Source organism: Ramlibacter sp., assembly GCF_035548915.1.
Lineage (GTDB): Bacteria > Pseudomonadota > Gammaproteobacteria > Burkholderiales > Burkholderiaceae_C > Ramlibacter.
Genome location: NZ_DASZSE010000054.1, coordinates 69,645 through 90,867, shown reverse-complemented (window position 1 = coordinate 90,867; position 21,223 = coordinate 69,645). Strand labels below are relative to the sequence as shown.

Below are 21,223 nucleotides of genomic sequence, written 5' to 3'. Positions count from 1 at the left end.
CCGAATGCGCATCGCCGGCCGGCGGGCCGACGGCGACGGGTCGTTCGACGTGTTCGACCCCTACCGCGGCGAGCGCATCGGATCGGCGCCGAAGGCCACTTTGCAGGACGTGCGCGAAGCGTTCGAGAAAGCGCACGCATTTGGCGCCGCCCTCTCGCGCGACGAACGCTCGCGCATCCTGAGCCGCGCCGCCGCGGCCGTGCGCGAACGCACCCCCGAGATCGCCGCGCTCATCTGCGCCGAGTCCGGCCTCTGCCTGAAGGATGCGACCTACGAAGCCGGCCGCGTCGCCGACGTCCTCTTCTTCGGCTCGACCGAGGCGCTGAAGGACGACGGCCAGATCTTCAGTTGCGACATCACCCCGCACGGCCGCGCGCGACGCGTGTACACGCAGCGCTCGCCGCTGCTTGGCGTGATCAGCGCGATCACGCCCTTCAACCACCCGATGAACCAGGTCGCGCACAAGGTCGTGCCCAGCGTCGCGACCAACAACCGGATGGTGCTGAAGCCTTCCGAGAAAGTGCCGTTCTCCGCGATTCTCTTCGCCGACATCCTGTACGAGGCGGGCCTGCCGCCCGAGATGCTGAGTGTCGTCACGGGCGACCCGAAGCAGCTCGCCGAGGAGCTGATCACGAACGACCGGGTCGATCTGATCACCTTCACGGGCGGCGTCGCCATCGGCAAGTACATCGCATCGAAGGCGGGCTACCGGCGCGTGGTGCTCGAGCTGGGCGGCAACGACCCCCTCATCGTGATGGAGGATGCCGACCTCGAGGAAGCGTCGTCGCTCGCGGTGCAGGGCTCGTACCGCAACTCCGGCCAGCGATGCACGGCGGTCAAGCGCATGCTGGTGCACGAGGCCGTGGCCGCGAGTTTCACCGAGCTCGTGGTGCAGAAGACGCAGCGCTTCAGCTTCGGCGATCCGTGCGATCCGGCGGTCGAGATGGGAACGGTCATCGACGAGGCGGCGGCGAAACTGTTCGAAGCGCGCGTGGACGAAGCCGTCTCGCAGGGCGCGCGCCTCCTCGCGGGCAACGAACGCCGTGGCGCGCTCTATGCGCCCACGGTGCTCGATCGCGTGACGCCCGACATGACCGTCGTGCGCCAGGAGACGTTCGGGCCGGTGTCGCCCATCCTCGTTTTCAGTGACATCGACGAGGCCATCCGCATCGCCAACGGCACCGCGTACGGCCTGTCGAGTTCGGTGTGCACCAACCGCCTCGACTACATCACCCGCTTCGTGAACGAACTGCACGTGGGCACGGTCAACGTGCGCGAAGTGCCCGGCTACCGGCTCGAGCTCACGCCTTTCGGCGGGATCAAGGATTCGGGCCTCGGCTACAAGGAAGGCGTGCAGGAAGCGATGAAGAGTTTCACCAACCTCAAGACCTATTCGCTGCCATGGCGCTGACGATGCAGGCCATCGAACGGCTCTTCGCCGAACGCGGCGGCGAGCAGTACAGCGGCGAGCCGGTGACCCAGCTCGAACATGCGCTTCAGTGCGCGGCGCTCGCGCAGGACGAAGGCGGCGACGACGAGCTGATCGCCGCCGCGCTGCTGCACGACCTCGGACACCTGCTGCACGACTTCGGCGCCACGCCGACGCTGCGCGGGCTGGACGACAGGCATCAGTACCGGGCGCTGCCGATGCTGCGCGGCGTGTTCGCAGCATCGGTGCTGGGCGCGATCGCGGGGCACGTGGATGCGAAGCGGTATCTGTGCGCCACGCGCCCCGGATACCACGATTCGCTCTCCGAGGATTCGAAGCGTTCTCTCGCGCTGCAAGGCGGCGTATTCACGCCGCTTCAGGCCGAGCGCTTCATCCGCGGGCCGCATGCGCAACGCGCCGTGCAGTTGCGGCTCTGGGACGACCGCGCGAAAGCCGAAGGACTCGCGACTGCGCCGCTCGGCCATTTTCTGCAGCGGGCGCGCCGCTCGATGCTGGTCACGGCGTGAGCCGGCGGGGCGCCGGGACGATCGTGGCCGTGCGGCGCGCGGCGCGGGAGAACGTGCGGTGACCCTCGGCGGGGGCGTGCTCGCGGCCGTGCTGTTCGGCGCGTTGCTGCACGCGGGCTGGAACGCGCTCGTGAAGTCCAGTCCCGACAAGGCGCTGGATACGACGGTGATCCATCTCGCGGGGTCGATGCTCGCCTTGCCGCTCATCGCCTTCACCGGGCTGCCGCCTTCTTCGGCCTGGCCCTACATCCTCGCATCGGTCGTGATCCACATCGCGTACTACACGGCGCTCACGGGTGCGTACCGCCACGGCGACCTGGGGTTGACCTATCCGCTCATGCGCGGAACCGGCCCGATGCTGGTGGCGCTGTCGGCGAACGCGACGGTCGGCGAATCGCTCTCGTCGATTGCGTGGGCGGGCGTCACGGGCATCTGCGGCGGTGTGCTTCTGCTCGGCCTGACCTCGCATGCGCTGGAGCGGCCCAAGGCCGTGGCTTTCGCGCTGGCGAACGCGGTGGTGATCGCCCTCTATACGACCGTTGACGCGCTGGGCGTGCGAACGACGGCGGCTGGCGGCGGCAACGCGGCGCAATACGTGATCGCGCTTTTCGTGCTCGATGGGTGGCCGTTCGGGCTGGTCGTGCTGTATCGCCGCGGGCTCGCGGTGGCGTGGCCCTATGCCAAAGCGCGCGCGCCGCTCGCCTTCGTCGGCGCGGCGGCCTCGCTCGGCTCTTACGGCATCGCGCTGTGGGCGATGACGCGCGCGCCCGTGGCGCTGGTCGCGGCGCTGCGCGAAACGTCGGTGCTGTTCGCCGTGCTCCTCGGCGTGTGGCTGCTCGGGGAACGATTCACTGCCCAGCGCGCCGCCGGCACGGCCGCCATCGTGGCGGGCGTGCTGGCGTTGCGGCTCGGCTAGCCAGGATGCGCTCTCAGCGCCGGCACGACGTTTCGTTGACCACGTTGTCGCGATTCCGGCGGTTGCGCTGGCGCTCTTCCTCCTGAAACAGCAGCCTGACGAACGTGTTCACGTTGTTGTCGTCCTCCCTTAGGACCGCGCCGATCAGGCCATCGCCGGCATCGGGCACGATCTCGCGGAATCGCTCGATGAGCGACAAAGACGGCGGCGGCGATGCTGGTGTGGGCGCGGGTGTGGGCGCTGGTGTCGGTGCAGGCGTCGGCGCGGGTGTCGGTGCAGGCGTCGGCGCGGGTGTCGGCGCGGGTGTCGGTGCAGGCGTTGGCGCAGGCGTCGGCGCGGGCGTTGGCGCAGGCGTCGGCGCGGGCGTCGGTGCAGGGGTCGGCGCGGGGGTCGGCGCGGGTGTCGGTGCGGGCGTCGGCGCGGGCGTCGGTGCAGGCGTCGGCGCAGGCGTTGGCGCAGGCGTTGGCGCAGGCGTTGGCGCGGGCGTCGGCGCGGGCGTCGGTGCAGGTGTCGGCGCAGGCGTCGGCGCAGGCGACGGGAACGGCGTGTTCGCCACCAGCACGAGCTGCGTCGCCGGCGGTGTCGCGGGCGTGGCCGTCACCGTGAAGTCCGCATTGACCGTGGGCAGGAAGGACGTGTCCACGGTGCCTGCGGAAACGATCGCGAGGCTCGATCCCTGCGGCACCGGATTCGCGGGGCTGCCGACGAACGTGACGTCGATCGCGGGCGGCGCCAGCGTCGACACCGAGAGCGAGGTCGAATTCTGGAAGCGCACGAGGCCCGTCACGCCGATCGTGTCGTAGCTGCTGTCCGACGCCACGTCGATGTCCAGCACCGAGCCGCTCTGGTCGAACAGGTCGCCGCCGATGCTCAGGTGACCGATCTGCCCCGCGCTCGCACCGGGTGCGATGTGGCCGTAGTTGTACAGCTCACCTCCGGCAAGCGAGATCGATCCCGTGCCCGAGATCGTCCCTTCGTTGGCGAGCGCCGCGATCGCCGGCGCATTCGACGGAGGCGACGCGCAGCCGAGGCAGCTGCCGTCGATGACGAGGCTGCCCATGACGTGCAGCGTGCCGGTGTTCAGCGCGAAGGCCGGCGCGACGAGCGAACCGCCGATGTCGACGAGGCCGTCGTTGGTGAGGAGGTTCACGCTCGCGGCATTGCCCACCGGCACGCTGAGTGTCCCGCTCGCCGCATTGCCGAGGCCGAGGTCCGGGTTCACGAGCGCGCCGTTGCCCACCACGAGCGACCCCGAGTTCACCATGCTGCCCGACATGCCGCCGATCGAGCCGTTCACGCTCAGCATGCCGGTGTTGGTCCACGCACCCGCGAATCCCACGGAGCTTCCCACGGGGATCGTCACGCCACCCGATGCCGTCGCGGCGATGGCGCCGGGTGCGCCGACGGTGCCGTAGGTCACGGTGTCGGATGCGAGCCCCGCGTAGCCGCCCGCGGCGCTGAAATGGTGGCCGCCGTCGAGCGTCAGCGTGCCGCTGTCCGCGCCGAGCGAGAGCGTGCCACCCGCGCCGCCCGCGGCACCGATGCTGCCGCCATCTCCGCCCGGTCCGCCGCTCGCATCGATCATGAGCGACGTCAGCACGAGATTGCCCGTGGCGCGCTCGAGCAGCACCGTGCCGCCCGCGCCACCCCCGGCCGCGCTTGCGCCATAGCCGCCTGCGGCGAAGATCGCCGATCCGAGGCCGATGCTGCCGCCCTGCGTCGCGAGCGACACCCCGCCGCCCGCGCCCGCCGTCGCGCCTTCGCCCGCCGCGCTGCCGCCGCCCACGTTGACGCCATAGGCGATGGAGCCGGTCTGCACGATGTCCTTGCCGGCATCGATGGTGACCCGGCCGCCCGCGCCGCCGCCGGCGATGGAACCGTCGCCATAGCCGCCGCTCGCATCGATGCTCTCGAACGTGACGCTCCCGCTCGCCGTGTTGGTCGCCTTCAGGGTCACGGTGCCGCCCGCGCCGCCCGGTTGACCGAAGCCGCCCTGCACGTCGAGCGAGCCGAGCTTCATGCTGCCATTGGTCACCGAAACGAGGATCGAGCCGCCCGGACCACCGGCGGCCCCGATCGACGTGGACGGGTCGAACTGGTTGCTGCCGCCGAACGCATCGAGCTGCGTGCCGGTGAGATCGAGATTGCCGCCGGTCTTCTCGATGCTGATCGTGCCGCCGCCGCCCGCGGCCGCCGATGCGCCGCTGCCCCAGCCGCCCGCCACGTTCACGCCGCCCGCGACACTGATGCTGCCCGACGCGGTGGAAAGCGACACCGTGCCGCCCGAGCCCGCCACGGCCTGCGCTCCCGCGCCGCCATAGGCGTTGATGCCGCTGCCGATGGAGGGCGTGCCGCTTTGCATGATGTCGCGGCCGGCCCGGATGCTCACGAGGCCGCCGCCGCCGCCGGCCGCGATGGTCACGGTGTTGCCGTGGCCGTCTCCGCCCGACGCATCGATGCCGTCGAACATGACCGCGCCGAGCGTCCCGTCGGTGGCCGTGAGGAACACCGAGCCCGCGTGACCCGCCGGTTGCCCGTCGCCGCCCGAAGCGTCGATCCTGCCCGTGACGATGCCGCCCCCGCTGGAGACGATCGACACGGTGCCGCCGTTGCCGCCGCCCACCGGCGTCGAGCTGTTCAGCTCCGCCTGGCCGCCCGACACGTCGATGAGCGAGCCGCCGAGGTTGACGGTGCCCGCATCGTTGCGCACGAGGATCGTGCCGCCCGCCGCCCCGCCCGCGCCGTCGCCCGGGCCCCATCCGCCCGCGGCGCTGATGCCGCCCGCGATGCTCAGGCTGCCGCCGGAAGTGGTGATGGATACGTCGCCGCCGATGCCGCCATCGGCGCTTTCGCCTTCGCCGCCCGAGGCATTGATGTTGCCCTGGGCGCCCGTGATGCCCTTGCCGGCTTGCAGCGTCACCTTGCCGCCCTTGCCGCCCTGGCCGCCGATGGTCGTATTGCCCCAGCCGCCGCTCACGTTGACGGACTCGTAGCCGATCTTGCCGTTGGCCGTTCCGAGTGCCGAGAGCAGCACCGTGCCGCCGTCGCCCGCGGGACTGCCCGATGCGCCATAGGCTTCCACTTCGCCCACGGTGATGCCGCCCGCGCCCGCGACGATCGAGATCGTCCCGCCGCCACCCCCCGCGCCCGCCGTGTTCGCATAGCCGCCGGACGCATACGTGTCGCCGTCGACGACGATGTTGCCCGACGTGGAGGCAAGCACTACGAGCCCGCCGTTGCCGCCCGCGAGGCTGTAGCCTTCGCCGCCCGATGCGTCGATGTCGTCGGTCGCATGCAGGCCCGCACCGGCCTTCACCACGATCTGCCCGCCGTTGCCGCCGGCTGCGATGCTGGCGGAGCCGTAGCCGCCTTTGGCCTCGATGCTCTCGAAGCCGATGGTGCCGACACTCGCGCTGGTCGCGGAGAGCGACACGACTCCGCCCTTGCCGCCGGGCTGTCCCCAGCCGCCGTCCGCGTTCAAGGTGCCAGCGAGGATGCCGCCTCCTGTCGCGGAGATCGAGATCGTCCCGCCATCGCCGCCGCGCACGGGCACGCTGCTGTCGTCTTGCGCATTGCCACCGCTCGCATCGATCGTGCCGGTGCCGAGGTCGATCGGGCCCGAGAGGTTCTTCACGATGATCGTGCCGCCATCGCCGCCGGCGGCTCCGTCGCCCGGCCCCCAGCCGCCGCCGGCCTGCAGCATCGCGCCGGCCAGCGCGATGCTGCCGCCCGCGGTCGTGATCGAGATGAGCCCGCCCTTGCCGCCCGTCGCGGATTCGCCTTCGCCCCCGGTCGCGATGATCGATGCGCCGCCGATGACGATCAACCCGTGCGGCGCGCTGCTGGTCTGCACGGACTGTTCGACTCCGTGCCCCGCGCCGATGACCACCGAGCCGCCGTCGCCGCCTGCGCCGCCGCCCGTGTTGCCCCAGCCGCCACGCGCGTCGATGTGGCCGATGGTGATGACGCCGTTGGTGGCGTCGTTGGCCTGCAGCCACACGGTGCCCCCGTTGCCTCCGGGCGAACCCTGGCCGCCGTAGGCCGCGAGGTGAGCGAAGGAGATGCCGCCCGTGCCGCTGCCGATGGAGATCGCGCCACCGTTGCCGCCTCCCACGCTGCCCGAGCCGCCGCCCGCATCGGCCGACGACAGATCGACGCTGCCCGCGGCGGACGCGATCGTGACGCTGCCGCCTCCGCCGCCCGGGCTGTTCGTGCCCGTGCCGCTGCCGCCATAGACGTTGATGCCACCGAGCTCGATGTCGCGGTGCGACGAGACCGAGAGCGATCCGCCCTGGCCGACCGCCGAATCGCCGTTGCCGCCGTGCGCGTCGATGCCGGTGAAGACGCTCACGAATCCCGCTGCCGCCGCGGAGCCGTTGGCCTCGAGCACCACGTGCCCGCCGTCGCCGCCGCTCTGGAAGCCGTCCTTGCCGTCGGCGAAGATGTTGTTGAGCTGGATGCTGCCGCCGGCGCTCGTGACGGTCACGTGCCCGCCGGCTGTCCCCGTGGTGCCGTCGGTCGTGCCTTCGGCGGCGATTTCGGTGCCGTTGACGTCGAGCCCGGCGAGGATGTTGACGGTGCCGCCCGCGATGCCCGAAGAGACGCCACCGACGTCGATGCGATCGAAGTTGACGGCGCCGTTGGGCGCGTTCACGACCACCGTGCCGCCACCGGCCGAATCGAGCGTCGCGAACCCCGTCACGCTGCCCGCGGATGCCGTGACCTGCAGGAGAGCGCCGCCGCCGCCCACCCAGGGGCCGCTGCCGAAGTTGCCGCTTCCCAGCACGATGTCGCCCGTATCCGAGACGAGGGAAGTTCCGTGGCCGGTAAGGAAGAGGGAGTCGCCGACGACCAGGTCGCCCTTCGCGTGAATGGCGAGCGTGGAAGATGCCATCACGTTGGAGCCGATGCCGATGCTGCCGCTCGTGGACTTGAGTCCCACGAGGCCGCCGCTCAAGCTGCCGTTCGTGCCGACGTCGAGCACGCCGCCTTGCAGCGCGAGACTGCCGGCGGTGCCGACGGCGATGCCGGTATCGATGAGAAGGCTGCCGGTGGCCGCGATCGCGACGCTCGCCGTGCCCGCGTTCATCACGCCCGTGACTTCGGCGTTGCCCGTGTGCGTCACGTTGACGATGGACGGGGTGCTGCCCGACAGGCCCGCACCGACACTGAGCGATGTCCCGTTGCCCGCGGTCTGGATCGCGCCGGCCGCGGTGCCGATGCCGAGCGAGCCCGACTGCAGCTGGATGAACGAATCGGCGGTGAGCGTGCCGCCCGTGCGCGTGATCCCGCTTGCGGCCGCGTCGCCCGCGATACGGATGCCGCCGTCGTTGCCGGTCACGTTGCCGCTGAGCGTGATGCTGCCGCTCAGCTCGTGGATGTCGATGGCGCCGCTCGCCGCGGTCACGCTCACCGATCCCACCGTGAGCGCACCGCCGGCGAGGAACGTGCTGTTCGTGAAACGCACGTCCCCGCCCGCGGCGTCGGTCTGCTTCGCCTGGAAGAGGTCGACCTGGTTGGACTGCGTGAGCTGGATGTCCTTGGCCGTCACATCGAGCGTGCCCGCCTTGATGATGCCGCCGCCCGCCTGCGAGACCGTGCCGCCCACGTCGAGCAGCACCGTGCCGCCCGCGTTGATGCCGCTCGCGGAAGGATCGATCGTGAGGTCGCCGCCGCTCACGGTGACCGAGACCGAGCCGTCATAGTTGATGAGGCCGCCCACGCTGCCGTAGCTCGCCATGCCGCCGGGCAGGCTCACGCTCGCGATGTGAAGCGTTCCGTTGTTGGCAACGGCGATCCGCGAGCCCGCGCCCGCGCCGGAAGCGATCCCCGCGCCGATCGAGCCGATGCTGTTGGCGGTGTTGGCAAGCAGGATCGAGCCTTTGTCCGTCTGCGCCCACAACTGCGAGATCGTGATGCCGCCGCCCGACGTGCCCTGCGTGATGCCGCCGGTGCCGCCCTTCATGCCCAGCACGCCGAAGGGCGCGAAGATCGGCGCGTTCACGAACACGCCGTTGTTCGAATCGAGCAGGAGCGTGCTGCCCGAACCCCATGAGACGGAATCCGCGACGGTGATCGTGCCGCCGTTGGTGGCGCCGCCGCCGGTGTTGGTCTCGATCACGAGGTTGCTGCCCGACAGCAAACCCTCGATGGTGGCCGGCGTGATGGTCGAAGTGCCGCTGCCGCCGCCGAGCGTCGTCGGGTTGCCGCCGGACTGCGTGTTGCCACCGGAATCCGAGCCGTTCTGGATGACGATGTCGTTCGGATCGAGCAGTAGCGTGCCGGTCGCGCCGTTGGGCGCGCGCAGGTCCGCGCTGCCACGGAAATCGAGGTACTTCCCACCGGACACTTCGGCAACGCCGCCGCTGCCGGCTTCGGCGCCGCCGCGCGCGGACAGGTGCCCCGCAAACCGGGTGGCATCGTCGGCCCACACGACCACCTTGCCGCCGTCGCCGCTTGCCGTGGCATCGGCACGGAGCGTGGCACCGTCCTCGACCGTGGTCTGCTTCGCGTTGGCGATGCGCGCGTCCTGCCCGCGCAGTCCGCCGCCCACCAGCACTTCGCCGCCGCCCGCAGCGCCGCTCGCATCGAGCGTGGCGGTCGAACGCAGCGTGAGCTGGTCCGCCGTCACCTGGATGTCGCCGCCGGCATCGCCCTTTTGCGCGCTCACCTGGCCCGACACATCCGCGCTCTCGACGCCCTGGATGACGACCTTGCCGCCTTCGGCGCTCACCGCGCGCGCCTGGATCATGCCGCTGTGCTTCAACCGGCTCGCGAAGATCGCGACGGCATCGCCTTGCAGCGTGCCGAGATTCACCGCCCGGTCGCTGGGTGCCTGCAGCTGAAGCTGGATGCCTTCGAGGCCGCGCCCCGTGATCGCGACCTTCTGCCCGGCCGCGAGGATCGCCGCGCCGTCGGGCGCCTGGATCACCGCGCTCGACGCGGTCTGCACGTCCGGGGCGATGAGCACGACGTCGCCGTGGTGCGCGACGATCTTCCCCGCCACGTTGACCGAGCCGGTCGAAAGGCTGCCGTCGCCGAACACGAGGCGCCCGGCGGCCGCGTCCGCATCGCTCATCTTCAGCACGGAAGCGGTGAACCCGTTGGTGTCGACCACCGCACCCGAGCCGACCGTGATGCCGGCCGGGTTGACCAGCACGAGCTTGCCGTTCGAAGAAAGCGTGCCGAAGATTCGCGACGGGTCGTTGCCCAGCACGCGATTGACGGACGTGCTGGCTGCGGAAGGCTGCAGGAAATTCGTCGTCGTGCCGCCCGGCACGGAGAAACTCAGCCAGTTGAGCACCGACGTGTTCGTGCCCGCGCCGTTGAGCGTGGTGACGAGCGTGGTCGCGCCGTGCTGCGTGAGCGTTGCCGAGCCGAGCACGGGCTGCAGGCCGCTCGGCTGCGCCAGCGCGGGCGGCCCGGAGCCGAAGGCGACCGCGATGGCAACGGCAATCCCGACTGGCCGGAAGCCGGCGACGGCGGGGCTCGAAGCGGGCCGGAGCGGACCGGCCGCGCGTGCTGGAATCGTTTTCATGCTCTCATCCCCCGGCAGGCCCTCCTCGAAGGCGCCCCACGCCGCCGTGCCCACGGTGGGACCAGCGCTTGTCACCAAAGGTAGCACAGCCTCACGGCAGCGGACAATCGCAGCCGGTGCGCATACGGCAATAAGTCACATGGCCCGCGAAGCCGGGAAGACTTCGCGGTCTTGCGATGCGATGCGCCCTCGCGGGTGTGCATCGCGATGCGCCCTGGCGGGCGCGCATCGAATCCCCGGTCGAGCTCGCCCCGTTGCCGCAACCGCGCAGGGTGCCGTACGATGGGTCTTGCCTGCACTTTTGCCCACACATTTCCCGAACACACAGGAGACACGCCTTGGCAACTCACCGTGACATAGCGGCCCGCCGCACCCTGGCCCTGGTCGGTCCCAGTGCGGCGGGCAAGACGAGCCTGGTCGAGGCGCTGCTCTGGAAGGCCGGGGCGATCGGCGCGCCCGGCAGCGTCGAGCGCGGATCGACCGTGAGCGACTACGACCCGCTCGAAAAGCGCGCCTTGCGATCGCTCAGCGCCTCCGTCGTCCATTTCACCCACAAGGACATCACCACGCATCTCGTCGACACGCCCGGTGCGCCCGACTTCGTCGGCCAGTCGCTGCCCGCGCTCGAAGCGGTGGAGACCGCCGCGATCGTCATCAATGCCTCCGCCGGCATCGAGCCGATGGCCGTGCGCATGATGGAGTGGGCTCGGCAGCGCGAACGCGACCGCGTCATCATCGTGAACAAGATCGATGCGCAGGGCGTGAACCTCGCGAACCTGCTCGCGCAGATCCAGGACACCTTCGGCCGCGAATGCCTGCCCGTGAACCTGCCGTCGCAAAAGGGCGAGGCGGTGATCGACTGCTTCTACAACCTCTCGAACGACGGGCCGCCGCCCGACTTCTCGTCGGTGGACGAGGCGCACCGCAAGCTCGTGGAGCAGGTGGTGGAAGTGGACGCGGCGTTCGTGGAACGCTACCTGAACGACGGCGACGTCGATCCGCGGGAGCTGCACGCGCCGCTCGAGCAGGCGCTGCGCGAGGGCCATCTGATCCCGGTGTGCTTCGTCTCGGCGCGCACGGGCGCGGGCGTGCCCGAGCTGCTGGACGTGATCGAGAAACTCCTGCCCGATCCGACGGAAAGCAATCCGCCCGCGTTCCTGGAGGGCGAAGGCGACGCGGCCAGACCGATCCACGCCGCGGTCGATCCCGACAAGCACGTGCTCGCGCACGTCTTCAAGATCACGCAGGACCCGTACGTGGGCAAGATGGGGCTCGTGCGCGTGCACCAGGGCACGATCACCAAGGAAAGCCAGCTCTTCGTGGGCGACGGTCGCCGCGCGTTCAAGGTGGGCCACCTCTTCATGCTGCAGGGCAAGGAAGTGGTGGAAGTGCCCAGGGCCGTGCCGGGCGACCTCTGCGCGATCGCGAAGGTGGAGGAACTGCACTTCGACGCGGTGCTGCACGACGCCGCGGAGGATTCGCACATCCACCTGAAGCCGCTCGACTTCCCCTATCCGGTGCACGGCCTCGCGATCGAGCCCAAGCGGCGCGGCGACGAGCAGCGCCTGCACGACATCCTGCAAAAGCTCGTGAGCGAAGACCCGTGCCTGCGGCTGGAGCACGTCGCGAGCACGAACGAGAGCGTGATCTACGGGCTGGGCGAGCTGCACCTGAAGACGCTGCTCGATCGACTGCAGGAAACGCATCGCTGCGAGGTGAGCACGCGGCCGCCGCGCATCGCCTACCGCGAGAGCATCTCGCTTGCGGCCGAGGGCCATCATCGCCACAAGAAGCAAACGGGCGGCGCGGGCCAGTTCGGCGAGGTGTTCCTGCGCATCGAGCCGCTGCCGCGCGGCTCGGGCTTCCAGTTCTCGGATGAAGTGAAGGGCGGCGCGATCCCGAACAACTTCATGCCCGCCGTCGAGAAGGGCGTGCGGCTCGCGATGGAGCAGGGCGTGGTGGCGGGCTACCCGGTGGTCGACCTGAAATGCATCGTCTACGACGGCAAGCACCACACCGTGGACAGCAAGGAAATCGCGTTCGTGACGGCCGGCAAGAAGGCCTTGCAGGCCGCGGTGCAGGCCGCGCGGCCGGTGGTGCTGGAGCCGATCGTGTCGGTGGAGATCTCGGCGCCCGAGCACTTCATGGGCGACATCACCGGCGACCTCGCGTCACGGCGCGGGCAGGTGAGCGGCACGGAGTCGAACAGCGCGGGGTTCCTCACGGTGAAGGCGCAGGCGCCGCTGTCGGAGCTCGCTGCCTACCAGTCGCGGCTGAACTCGATCACCGGCGGCCAGGGCCGCTACACGATCGCTTTCAGCCACTACGAGGCGGTACCGCCGCAGGTGCAGCAGCAGCTCGCGAGCCAGTACAAGATCAAGGAAGAAGAGCACTGACGCGCCGGTTGCGGGCTCGCCCGGTGCGTCGCGCCGGGGCGTCTCAATCCCCGCGCCTGCGCGCCCTTTCGTCATCGTCGCGTCGCACCTCTCGCGGCTCCCGCGGCGCTTCGCGCCGCATCTCGCGGCCCGCCTCGCGCCGCTGCGTGCGTTCAGCCTGTGCTTCCTGCTCGCGCTGAGCCCGAGCCTGCTGCTGCTGAGCGACTTCGCGCTGCTGACGGGCCTGCGACTCGCGCGCGGCTCGTTCCGCCTGCATGCGCTCACGCACTTGAGGCTGCACTTGCGGTTGCACTTGCGGCTGCACTTGCGGCTGCGGTTGTGCCTGCACGAAGGGCCGTCGCACGTCGCCTTCCCGGCGCACCTCTGGCCGCACCTCCCGCCGATCTTCGCGCCGCTCGACACGCACCTCGCGCCGGTCGAACCCCGGCGTCACGAGATGCTGCGTCGCCGACGGCGGATTCGCCACCAGCCGCGGCTCTCGTGCCGCACCCACCCGCGCCGGACGCTCGGGCCGCGGCAGCGCCGTGGTCGGCGCGAGATGCGCGAGCTGGTCGGCACGCACGTGCTCGAAGCGATCGTGCACGCGCCTTCCACGGTTGAAATCGTCCACGCGCACGACCGTCACCGCATCCGGCCGATGGCGAAGGAAGAAGTGTTCGCGGTCGCGCCGCTGGAAGCGCATGTCGTGATTGACGTGCGTCACGTACACGTTCGTCGTTCGATAAGTCGGATACCACCACTCGCCGGGCGCAAGCGGATACCAGCCGATCTCGCCGCCCGCTCCCACGTTCACGCTCAGGTCCAGGCCGCTGCCGACGAAGCCGACCAGCGCCGGCGCATACCAGGGACGCGGCCCCAGCGTGCCCGGCACCCACGCCCACCGCGTGCCGATGATGGCCCAGCGGCCATAGTGGAACGGCGCGAAGCCCCAGGGTTGCGCATCGACCCACGTCCACCCCCAGGGCGCGATATAGCTCCACGATCCATCGCGGTACGGCGCCCAGTCGCTGTCGGTCACGTTCGGGTACCACACGGCCCCGTAGTCGGGTTCGTTCGACCACGTGCCGTAGTTGTCCAGCTCGTAGGAGCCCACCGTCTCCGGCGGAATGTACTGCGCGGAGATCGACTGGTCCTCACGCCGGTTCAAGTCGCTCACCCAGCGGTCGAAGTCGTCGCTGCCGTAGCGCGCCGGATTGCGCGCGAGGTCGCGGCCCTCGAAAGTGGCCTGCTCGCCCTGGCCCAGCCGCACCGATTGGCCGCTTTGCCCGAACACCTGCACCATGCCGCTGTGCACGGCCACGTGGGTCGTCTGCCGGTCCGGGTCGATGTCCACGCGGTAATCGCCGGGGCGCAGCGCACGCACCGCGACATTGGGCGTGTCGATCTCCATGTTCTCGCGCGGCGCGAGATCGCGAACGTGCACGTTCATCGTGCCCTGCGTGATGCTCAGCTGCGCCGCGCGGTCGTCGAGTTCGTAGAAGGCGAGGTGCGAGCGGCTGTCGAGGTGAAGGGTGGCCGTTCCCATGTGCAGTTCCGCGCGCGCTCCGTCGTCGGTCCACACGCGGTCGCCGCGCGTGAGCGGGCGATTGAGCGGCAAGTCGATCCACTCTTCCTCGCCGGCCGGCGCGAACACCACGGAGCCGATCTGGTGCGTGAGCGTCGCGACGCGCCCCGGCGGATCGGCATCCTGCGCCGAATCCGGCAGCGCGCCCTGCGCCATCGCCGACGATGCGAAGCAGACGAGCAGCGCCGGCAGCCACGCGCACATGCGCAGCCACCGACCGCCATGGGATGTGTTGGTGTCCATACTTCTTTGAACGCGCAGGCAGCCCGGCGGAAGTAAACGCCAGGTAAATTCCGCAACCCCGCGGTCAGTCGGCGGGCAGGCCGATGGCCTCCTGCACGGCCGCGACGTCCAGGCCATACATCTGCGCGAATTCCGTCACGCTGCGGCCGCTGCCTTCATAGGCGCGCCGGACGGCTTCGCGCTTCGCAGCGCGCTCGGCGCGCAACGCGAAAGCGTCGGCGAGCGCTCTTTGCGCGCCGGGGTCGCCGGTGCGCACCTGCTGCAAGTAGGCCTCCTTGTCCAGGCCGCTTGCGTCGATCGCGCAGATGAGCCGCTCGAGGAGCCACGGCCCCAGGTCGGTCCCGAGCCGCGCCTGTCGCCGGCGGAAGACTTCCATGATGGCGTGATGCCGGTGCTCGGGCGCGATCGGCTCGACCGGGCGGCCGTCGAGGTCATGGCGCTGTTCGCCCGCGGCGACGCTTTCCAGGTAGGGCGTGGAGCGCGCATGCTGCGCGAGCGCGGCCTTCAGGTCGGACGGCGCCAGCTCGGGGTGCCGCGCGACGAGTTCCTCGAACGTTCCGACCTTCAGCGGCATCGGGCGCGGGCCGAACACCTGCGGGTGCCAATGGGCGAGTTGCCGCAGGAGCGGGTGCAATGCGCGCCTCGGGCGCTGTGCCTTGTTGCGGTCTTTCTTCGGTGCCTGCTGCGGGAGGGAGTCGTCGGTCATCTTCGGAGGTGTGTTTTCTGCCTTGCCCTCCATTGTCGGCGGTGACGACCCCACGCACGGCCCGGGTGCCGCGCGCGGGGCACAATCGCACGCATGAAGATCGACAAGGACACCGTCGTGAGCGTCCAGTTCAAGGTGGCCGATGCCGCCACCGGACAGCTCGTCGAGCAGACGCGCGAGCCGCTTGTCTACCTGCACGGCGGATACGACAACATGCTGCCGAAGATCGAAGCGGCGCTCGACGGGCAGGAGAAGGGCTACGAAACGACGCTCACGCTGCAGCCCGCCGATGCCTTCGGGGTGCGCGACGACTCGCTCGCACGCACGATTGCGAGGAGCGAATTCCCGCCCGGCGTGAAGGTGGGCGGCCAGCTCGAGGGCCGCACCGATTCCGGCGAGCCGCACGTCTTTCACGTGGTGAAGATCAAGGGCGACAAGGTCCTGCTCGACGGCAACCATCCGCTCGCGGGCAGGACGCTGCGCTTCACGCTGAGGGTGACCGGCGTGCGCGCGGCGACCGCCGAGGAGATCACGCACAAGCATGCGCACGGGCCGGGCGGGCATCACCACCATTGATCCGCGGCGCCGCGGCCTCATCTTGATCGTTTGAAAGGCCGACCATGAGTTCTTCCGCATCCGCCATCCTGCAAGTCCAGCCCCTCGGTTTTCCCTGGCAGACCCAGGACCCCTTCCTCTTCTGCGCGTATCACGACGACGCGTACCCGCGCGGCAATGGCCGGATGGCGCCGGCCGCGTCGCTCGCGGGCCGCGACATCGGCCAGGACTTCAGCCGCAAGGACGGCTGGAGCATGTACCACGGCGACTCGGTGCCGGGCTTTCCCGCGCATCCGCATCGCGGCTTCGAGACCGTCACGCTCGTGCGCAAGGGCCTCATCGACCACTCCGACTCGCTCGGCGCCACGGCGCGCTTCGGCGGCGGCGATGTGCAATGGGTGACGGCCGGGCGCGGCATCGTGCACTCCGAGATGTTTCCGCTCGTGAAGGAAGACGAGAGCAACCCGCTCGAGCTTTTTCAGATCTGGCTGAACCTGCCCAGGCGCAGCAAGATGGCGGCGCCGCACTTCACGATGTTCTGGTCCGGCGACATTCCGCGCCTCACGGTGCGCGACGAGTCGGGACGCGAGACGCAAGTGGCTGTCGTGGCCGGTCGCTTGGGCGATGCAACGCCGCCCGCGCCGCCGCCGGATTCCTGGGCCGCTCACCCCGAAGCGGATGTCGCGATCTGGACGCTGCGCCAGGAGCCGGGTGCGAGGTTCACGCTGCCGCGCGCGGCGCACAGCGATGCGCGGCGTACCTTGTACTGCTTCAAGGGCGCTTCGGCGTCCATCGATGGGCAGCGTGTGCAGGCGCCCTGCGCCGTCGTGCTGCGCGCCGATGCCGAGGTCTCGGTCGAAGCGGGTGAGACCGTCACCGAATTCCTGCTGCTGCAGGGCCGGCCGATCGCGGAGCCGGTGGCGCAGCACGGCCCCTTCGTTATGAACACGCAGGAAGAGATCGTGCAGGCCTTCTCGGACTATCGCCGCACGCAGTTCGGCGGCTGGCCGTTCGAAGGGAGCGCGCCGGTCCATGGCCGAGACGCCAGCCGCTTCGCGAAACACCCGGACGGACGCGTCGAGGCGCCGATCTGAGCGTCATTCCCGCGGGCGCGTTCGGGCCGCGGGAACTTTCCGGGGTCGAAGGCGCAATCAGTGCTGAACAACCACAACGACGCATGCGCCTCTGGCCCCAAGCCACCGCAACCGCCACCGCCACCGATCCCGGCACGCTGGTCTCACGCATCGCGCGTGGCGACCGCGAGGCACTGGACCTGATCTATCGCGCCGAGGCGGCGCCGGTCTACCGGTTCGCGTTGGCGATGTGCGGCAATCCCGCATGGTCGGCCGACGCGACGCACGATGCCTTCATTCACCTCGCGGAACACCCGGCCGGCTACGACGCCGCCAGGGGGCCGCTGCGCGCGTGGCTCTGCGGCATCGCCCGGCACAAGCTGCTCGCACGCTGGCGCGACCCGGGGGACGCGGCGTTCGACGAGGAAAGCGACGTGGACGCGACCGACACATCGCCCGAGTCGCAGCTGGTGCGGGTGCAGGACAGCGACTCGTTGTGGAGCGCGGTGCGCGCGTTGCCGTGGCCCTTTCGCGAGGCCGTGGTGCTCGTGGACCTGCAGGAGCGGCCCTATGCCGAGGCCGCGCAGATCGCGGGCGTGGAGCTCAACACGCTGCGCACGCGCGTGCATCGCGGCCGGCAGCGCCTCGCCCGGGCGCTCGCGCCGCTTTACGGAGAGATCGATCATGACTGAATCGCACGTGACACTCGCCACGCGGCTGGCCGCCGCCGCGTACGAATTGCGCTCGCAGCCTTTGCCGCCCGGACTGCTCGCGCGCATTCACGACACGCTCGGCCGCCACGCGGCGAGCTCGGCCGCGCCGCGCCGCCTGGGCTGGTCGTGGATGTGGGCCGGCGTCGGCACGGCGTTCACGGCACTTTTCGCCTGGGCGAGCGTCATGTTCCTAGCGCCCGCGCAAGGCGACGCCGAAGCCACCTTGCTCGCGGGCGGCTTCGTGCCCGTTGCCGCGAACGAACGCTGGCAGGCTGCTTCCGTTTCGGGGGACGCCGCGTGGCTCGTCGCGACCGAGCTCGCGCCCGAACGGCTCGCGGCCCTCGGCCTGCCCTACGACCCCGGCCGCGCCGGCCAGCCGGTGCGCGCGCAACTGCTCATGCACAGCTCCGGCGACGTGCTGGCCGTGCGCGTGCTTCACGAGGATTCGCAATGACGACAAAGCCCTCTGTCACGATCCGCTGCGGCGCGCTCGCGGCCGCGCTGGCCGCGTTGGCCGCGGTGCCCTGCGCTTTTGCTCAGCCCGGTCCTCGAGCCACGACTGCGCCCGGGCCCGAACTGCACGCGCCATGGATGAGCGGCCCGCTGCGGCACGACTCGATGTTCCTCGCCGCGTCCGAGCTGGAGCGCGAACGCATCGTGAAGGACGCGCCTTATTGTGCCGACGCCGTGCACGAACATGTGCAGACGCTCGCGGACGGCAACCGCATCGTGCAGCGCGAGCAGACGCGCCTTTGCCGCGACGGCCAGGGCCGCACACGGCAGGAAATCGCATCCGGCGCGCGTCGCAAGGTCTTCCTGAACGACCCCGTGGCGCGTGAGGCGTGGCTGCTCGAGCCCGAGGCGAAGACGGCCGTGCGTCTTGACGGCATGCGTCACGCTCGCGGCCCCGACGTCGATTCGGGCGCGATCGAGCATCTGCGGGAGTGGGCGCGCGAAATGCGCGAGTGGGGCCACGCCGTGGGCGAGCGCATGCGAGCGCAATTCGGGCGGCCTCCGGATAGTCCTCTGCCCGCGGCCGCCGAGCGCACGGACGCGTCGCCGCAGCCGGTGCGCATCGTGATCGGCGGTCCCCAGTTCGCGGAATTCCTGCCGCCGCCACCGCCGATGGGTGCGATGCCGCCCATGATCGCGTTCCAGGCGCGCCTGCATGCGCCGCGCGGACCGGGCAGCGTCACCGCCTTGCCGGCCGAAACCATCGAGGGCCTGCGCGCCGAGGGCAAGCGCACGACCTGGACCGTCGAGGCCGGCCGCTTCGGCAACGAAAAGCCGCTCGTCACGGTGCGCGAGGTGTGGACTTCGCCGGAACTGCTCGTCACATTGCGGTCGCGCGAATCTGATCCACTCGCGGGCGAAGACAGCTACCGCGTGCAGAACCTGGTGCGCGGCGAACCCGACACGGCGTTGCTGCGCGTGCCCGCCGACTATGCCCGCATCGAGCCGCCTGCGCTGCCGATGGGGCCGCGCAAGCGTCCCTAGCGTTTCCTCGACTGTCCGAGGGTTCTCCAGACCTTTTCATTCCTGAAAGGTCTTTCATGCCCCGCGCCACTTCGGCGCGGGGCATTTTTTCACTTTCGTTCGAAGGGTTTGCCCCTGCGGAATAAGCGTGCGCCCGCGGCTGTTCATGTGAGAAGTCCCACCACGGAGGTTCCATGCCCTCGAAGTCTCTCCTCGCCGCGCTGCCGGCCGCGGCCGCGCTGCTGGCCGGCTGCGCATCCATGTACGGCTCCGCCGCGCCGGCCCACATGCACGAAGGCATGCTGGTCGACTCGAAGGGCATCACGCTCTACACATTCGATCGCGACATGGCCGGCAGCGGCAAGTCGGCCTGCACCGGCGACTGCGCGGTGAAGTGGCCGCCTCTTCTCGCCGGCGCGAACGATCGCGCCGTCGGCGACTGGAGCATCGTCGCGCGCGACGACGGGCGGCGTCAATGGGCCTGGCGCGGCAAGCCGCTCTACACATGGCCGGAAGACCAGGAGCCCGGCGACAAGTACGGCGACAACTACAACAAGGTCTGGCACGCCGTGCGCGAGTGATGCCATGGCGCGCTGGATGATGTTCGCGGCAGGCACCGTGCTGGCCGCACTGGCACCCTTCGCCGCATCGGCGGGAGCGCTGCAGGTGACCGTGCTCGACAAGGAAGGCAAGCCCGTTGCCGACGCCGTGGTCGTGCTGCGCCCCGTCGCGGCGGGCGCGCCGGTGAAGCCGCTGCCGGATCACGTGACGATCAACCAGGAGAAGATGCGCTTCGTGCCCGCGGTGTCGCTGGTGGCGGTGGGTGCGAAGGGCACCTTCACCAACAACGATCCGTGGGAGCACCACGTGCGCGCGTCTCCCGCGGGCGTGCTGAATTTCGATGCGGGCAGCGGCTTCGAGCTGAGGCTCGACGGCAAGCCCGAAGGCAAGGCCGCGAAGAGCGCGGAGGCGGTCTTCGACAAGGCCGGCCCGATCCTTCTCGGCTGTCACCTGCACGCCTCGATGCGCGGCCATGTCTACGTGAGCGACTCGCCCTGGGCCGCGCTCACGAATGGAGAAGGCATCGCGTCGTTCGAACGCGTTCCCGAGGGCAACGCGCAGATGCGCGTGTGGCAGGCCGACCAGCTGATCGATCTGCCGCCGGAGGAGCTGAAGCTCACGGCCGCGCCGGCCAAGGCGAGCGTGCAGCTCACGGTCGTGCCCAAACGCAGGCGGATCTAGCCCGGGGCCGGGCCGCGGCAACGCGGGGGGCTTGCGCGAAAACTACTCGAGCGCGACGGTGCCGGCCGCAGGCGCCGACGCGACTACTTCGGCCGCGTCCCGATCAGCACCGGCTGGTAGAACGCGCCGTCGAGCCGCTGCACGTCCGTGAAGCCGGCCTCGCGCATCAGCTCGCAAAGGCGGTCGGTCGACACCGCGTAGTAATGAGTCTTCATCACGCGGACACTGCTTTCGCGCGTCGCGAGGTCTTCCTGCACGATGCAAAAGCGCACCGAGCAGTAGGCGCCCTTGAACTCCAGCTGCTGGAACACGATGTAGCGCTTGGCCGCGCTCTCGTGCAACGGATAGGGCACGAGCAGGCCCTTGCCCGCCTTCATCAGCCCCTGGTAGTCGCGCACGGTGACGATGCAGCCGCCGCCGGGAAGCAGGCATTCGAACATCTGCCCGAGCGCCTGCAGGATCTCCTCGTCGGTGAGCAGATGCGGCAAGGCGTTGTCCGCGCACACGACGACGTCGAAGCCGCTGCCATGACCCTCGTGCGCGCGCCGCATGTCGCAGCGGGTGAACGCGATCATGAGGTTGCGCTTCTGCGCTTCGAGCCGCGCGCGCTTGAGCGCGACCTCGCTCATGTCGGAGGCGAACACGATGTAGTTGCGCTGGGCGAGCGCGAAGGACTGCGTGCCGATGCCGCACGCGACGTCCAGCACGCGCCGCGCGAAGGGCCAGTGTTTGTCGATCAGCGCGGCGAGCTGTTCGCCCTGCCTGCGGATGCTCCGATCCCAGTCGGTGAAGATGAGATGGTAGTAGGGCGCCAGTTCATCGTAGAACTCGGCCATGCGCCCCGCT

Annotated in this window: 15 protein-coding genes; 11 read left to right on the top strand and 4 right to left on the bottom strand. The window is 70.1% G+C overall.

Annotated features, from left to right (window positions below; genetic code table 11):
• The first annotated feature begins 4 nt into the window (after positions 1-4).
• Genes phnY through VHA82_RS24510 form a run of 3 tightly spaced genes read left to right on the top strand, consistent with a single transcriptional unit; the run spans position 5 to position 2,872 of the window.
• Positions 5-1,411 carry a phosphonoacetaldehyde dehydrogenase gene (gene phnY, locus VHA82_RS24520; protein ID WP_414708699.1) on the top strand — a complete coding sequence of 469 codons (1,407 nt, stop codon included), beginning with the start codon at positions 5-7 and terminating at the stop codon, positions 1,409-1,411.
• Positions 1,402-1,956, top strand: a complete 555-nt coding sequence (locus tag VHA82_RS24515) for a phosphonate degradation HD-domain oxygenase (protein ID WP_325548209.1) — start codon at positions 1,402-1,404, stop codon at positions 1,954-1,956. Before phnY ends, VHA82_RS24515 begins: the two co-directional genes overlap by 10 nt.
• 58 nt (positions 1,957-2,014) lie before the next feature.
• Positions 2,015-2,872 (top strand): EamA family transporter, encoded by an 858-nt coding sequence (locus VHA82_RS24510; protein ID WP_325548205.1) that lies wholly within the window; start codon positions 2,015-2,017, stop codon positions 2,870-2,872.
• Between the two features lie 13 nt (positions 2,873-2,885).
• Here VHA82_RS24510 and VHA82_RS24505 read toward each other — a convergent pair whose 3' ends face one another.
• Positions 2,886-10,409, bottom strand: a complete 7,524-nt coding sequence (locus VHA82_RS24505) for a filamentous hemagglutinin N-terminal domain-containing protein (protein WP_325548203.1) — start codon at positions 10,407-10,409, stop codon at positions 2,886-2,888.
• 338 nt (positions 10,410-10,747) lie between these two features.
• On the opposite strand from VHA82_RS24505, the gene fusA reads away from it, so the two are divergent.
• Positions 10,748-12,805, top strand: a complete 2,058-nt coding sequence (gene fusA / locus VHA82_RS24500) for an elongation factor G (protein ID WP_325548201.1) — start codon at positions 10,748-10,750, stop codon at positions 12,803-12,805.
• Between the two features lie 43 nt (positions 12,806-12,848).
• Here the strand turns inward: fusA and VHA82_RS24495 are convergent, their stop codons facing one another.
• Entirely contained in the window at positions 12,849-14,612 is a 1,764-nt protein-coding gene (locus tag VHA82_RS24495) for a DUF6600 domain-containing protein (protein ID WP_325548198.1), read from the bottom strand.
• A 64-nt stretch (positions 14,613-14,676) separates the two neighbouring features.
• Entirely contained in the window at positions 14,677-15,318 is a 642-nt protein-coding gene (locus VHA82_RS24490) for a ProQ/FINO family protein (protein ID WP_325548196.1), read from the bottom strand.
• 93 nt (positions 15,319-15,411) lie between these two features.
• Here VHA82_RS24490 and VHA82_RS24485 point away from each other — a divergent pair, with 93 nt between their 5' ends.
• From VHA82_RS24485 to VHA82_RS24455, 7 genes are all read left to right on the top strand, one after another.
• Positions 15,412-15,894: a peptidylprolyl isomerase gene (locus VHA82_RS24485; protein WP_325548194.1), complete on the top strand. Its 483-nt coding sequence runs from the start codon at positions 15,412-15,414 to the stop codon at positions 15,892-15,894.
• A 44-nt stretch (positions 15,895-15,938) separates the two neighbouring features.
• Positions 15,939-16,967, top strand: a complete 1,029-nt coding sequence (locus tag VHA82_RS24480) for a pirin family protein (RefSeq protein WP_325548191.1) — start codon at positions 15,939-15,941, stop codon at positions 16,965-16,967.
• Between the two features lie 83 nt (positions 16,968-17,050).
• Entirely contained in the window at positions 17,051-17,638 is a 588-nt protein-coding gene (locus tag VHA82_RS24475) for an RNA polymerase sigma factor (protein WP_325548189.1), read from the top strand.
• The gene (locus VHA82_RS24470; protein WP_325548186.1) at positions 17,631-18,113 is read left to right on the top strand and encodes a hypothetical protein; all 483 of its coding nucleotides are present in this window, start codon (positions 17,631-17,633) and stop codon (positions 18,111-18,113) included. Before VHA82_RS24475 ends, VHA82_RS24470 begins: the two co-directional genes overlap by 8 nt.
• Positions 18,110-19,156 carry a hypothetical protein gene (locus VHA82_RS24465; RefSeq protein ID WP_325548183.1) on the top strand — a complete coding sequence of 349 codons (1,047 nt, stop codon included), beginning with the start codon at positions 18,110-18,112 and terminating at the stop codon, positions 19,154-19,156. Before VHA82_RS24470 ends, VHA82_RS24465 begins: the two co-directional genes overlap by 4 nt.
• 173 nt (positions 19,157-19,329) lie before the next feature.
• Complete coding sequence (locus VHA82_RS24460) at positions 19,330-19,716, top strand: hypothetical protein (protein WP_325548181.1); 387 nt, start codon at positions 19,330-19,332, stop codon at positions 19,714-19,716.
• A gap of 4 nt (positions 19,717-19,720) precedes the next feature.
• Positions 19,721-20,377 (top strand): plastocyanin, encoded by a 657-nt coding sequence (locus tag VHA82_RS24455; RefSeq protein ID WP_325548179.1) that lies wholly within the window; start codon positions 19,721-19,723, stop codon positions 20,375-20,377.
• Between the two features lie 83 nt (positions 20,378-20,460).
• Here the strand turns inward: VHA82_RS24455 and VHA82_RS24450 are convergent, their stop codons facing one another.
• Complete coding sequence (locus VHA82_RS24450; RefSeq protein WP_325548177.1) at positions 20,461-21,213, bottom strand: class I SAM-dependent methyltransferase; 753 nt, start codon at positions 21,211-21,213, stop codon at positions 20,461-20,463.
• Between the last annotated feature and the right edge of the window lie 10 nt (positions 21,214-21,223).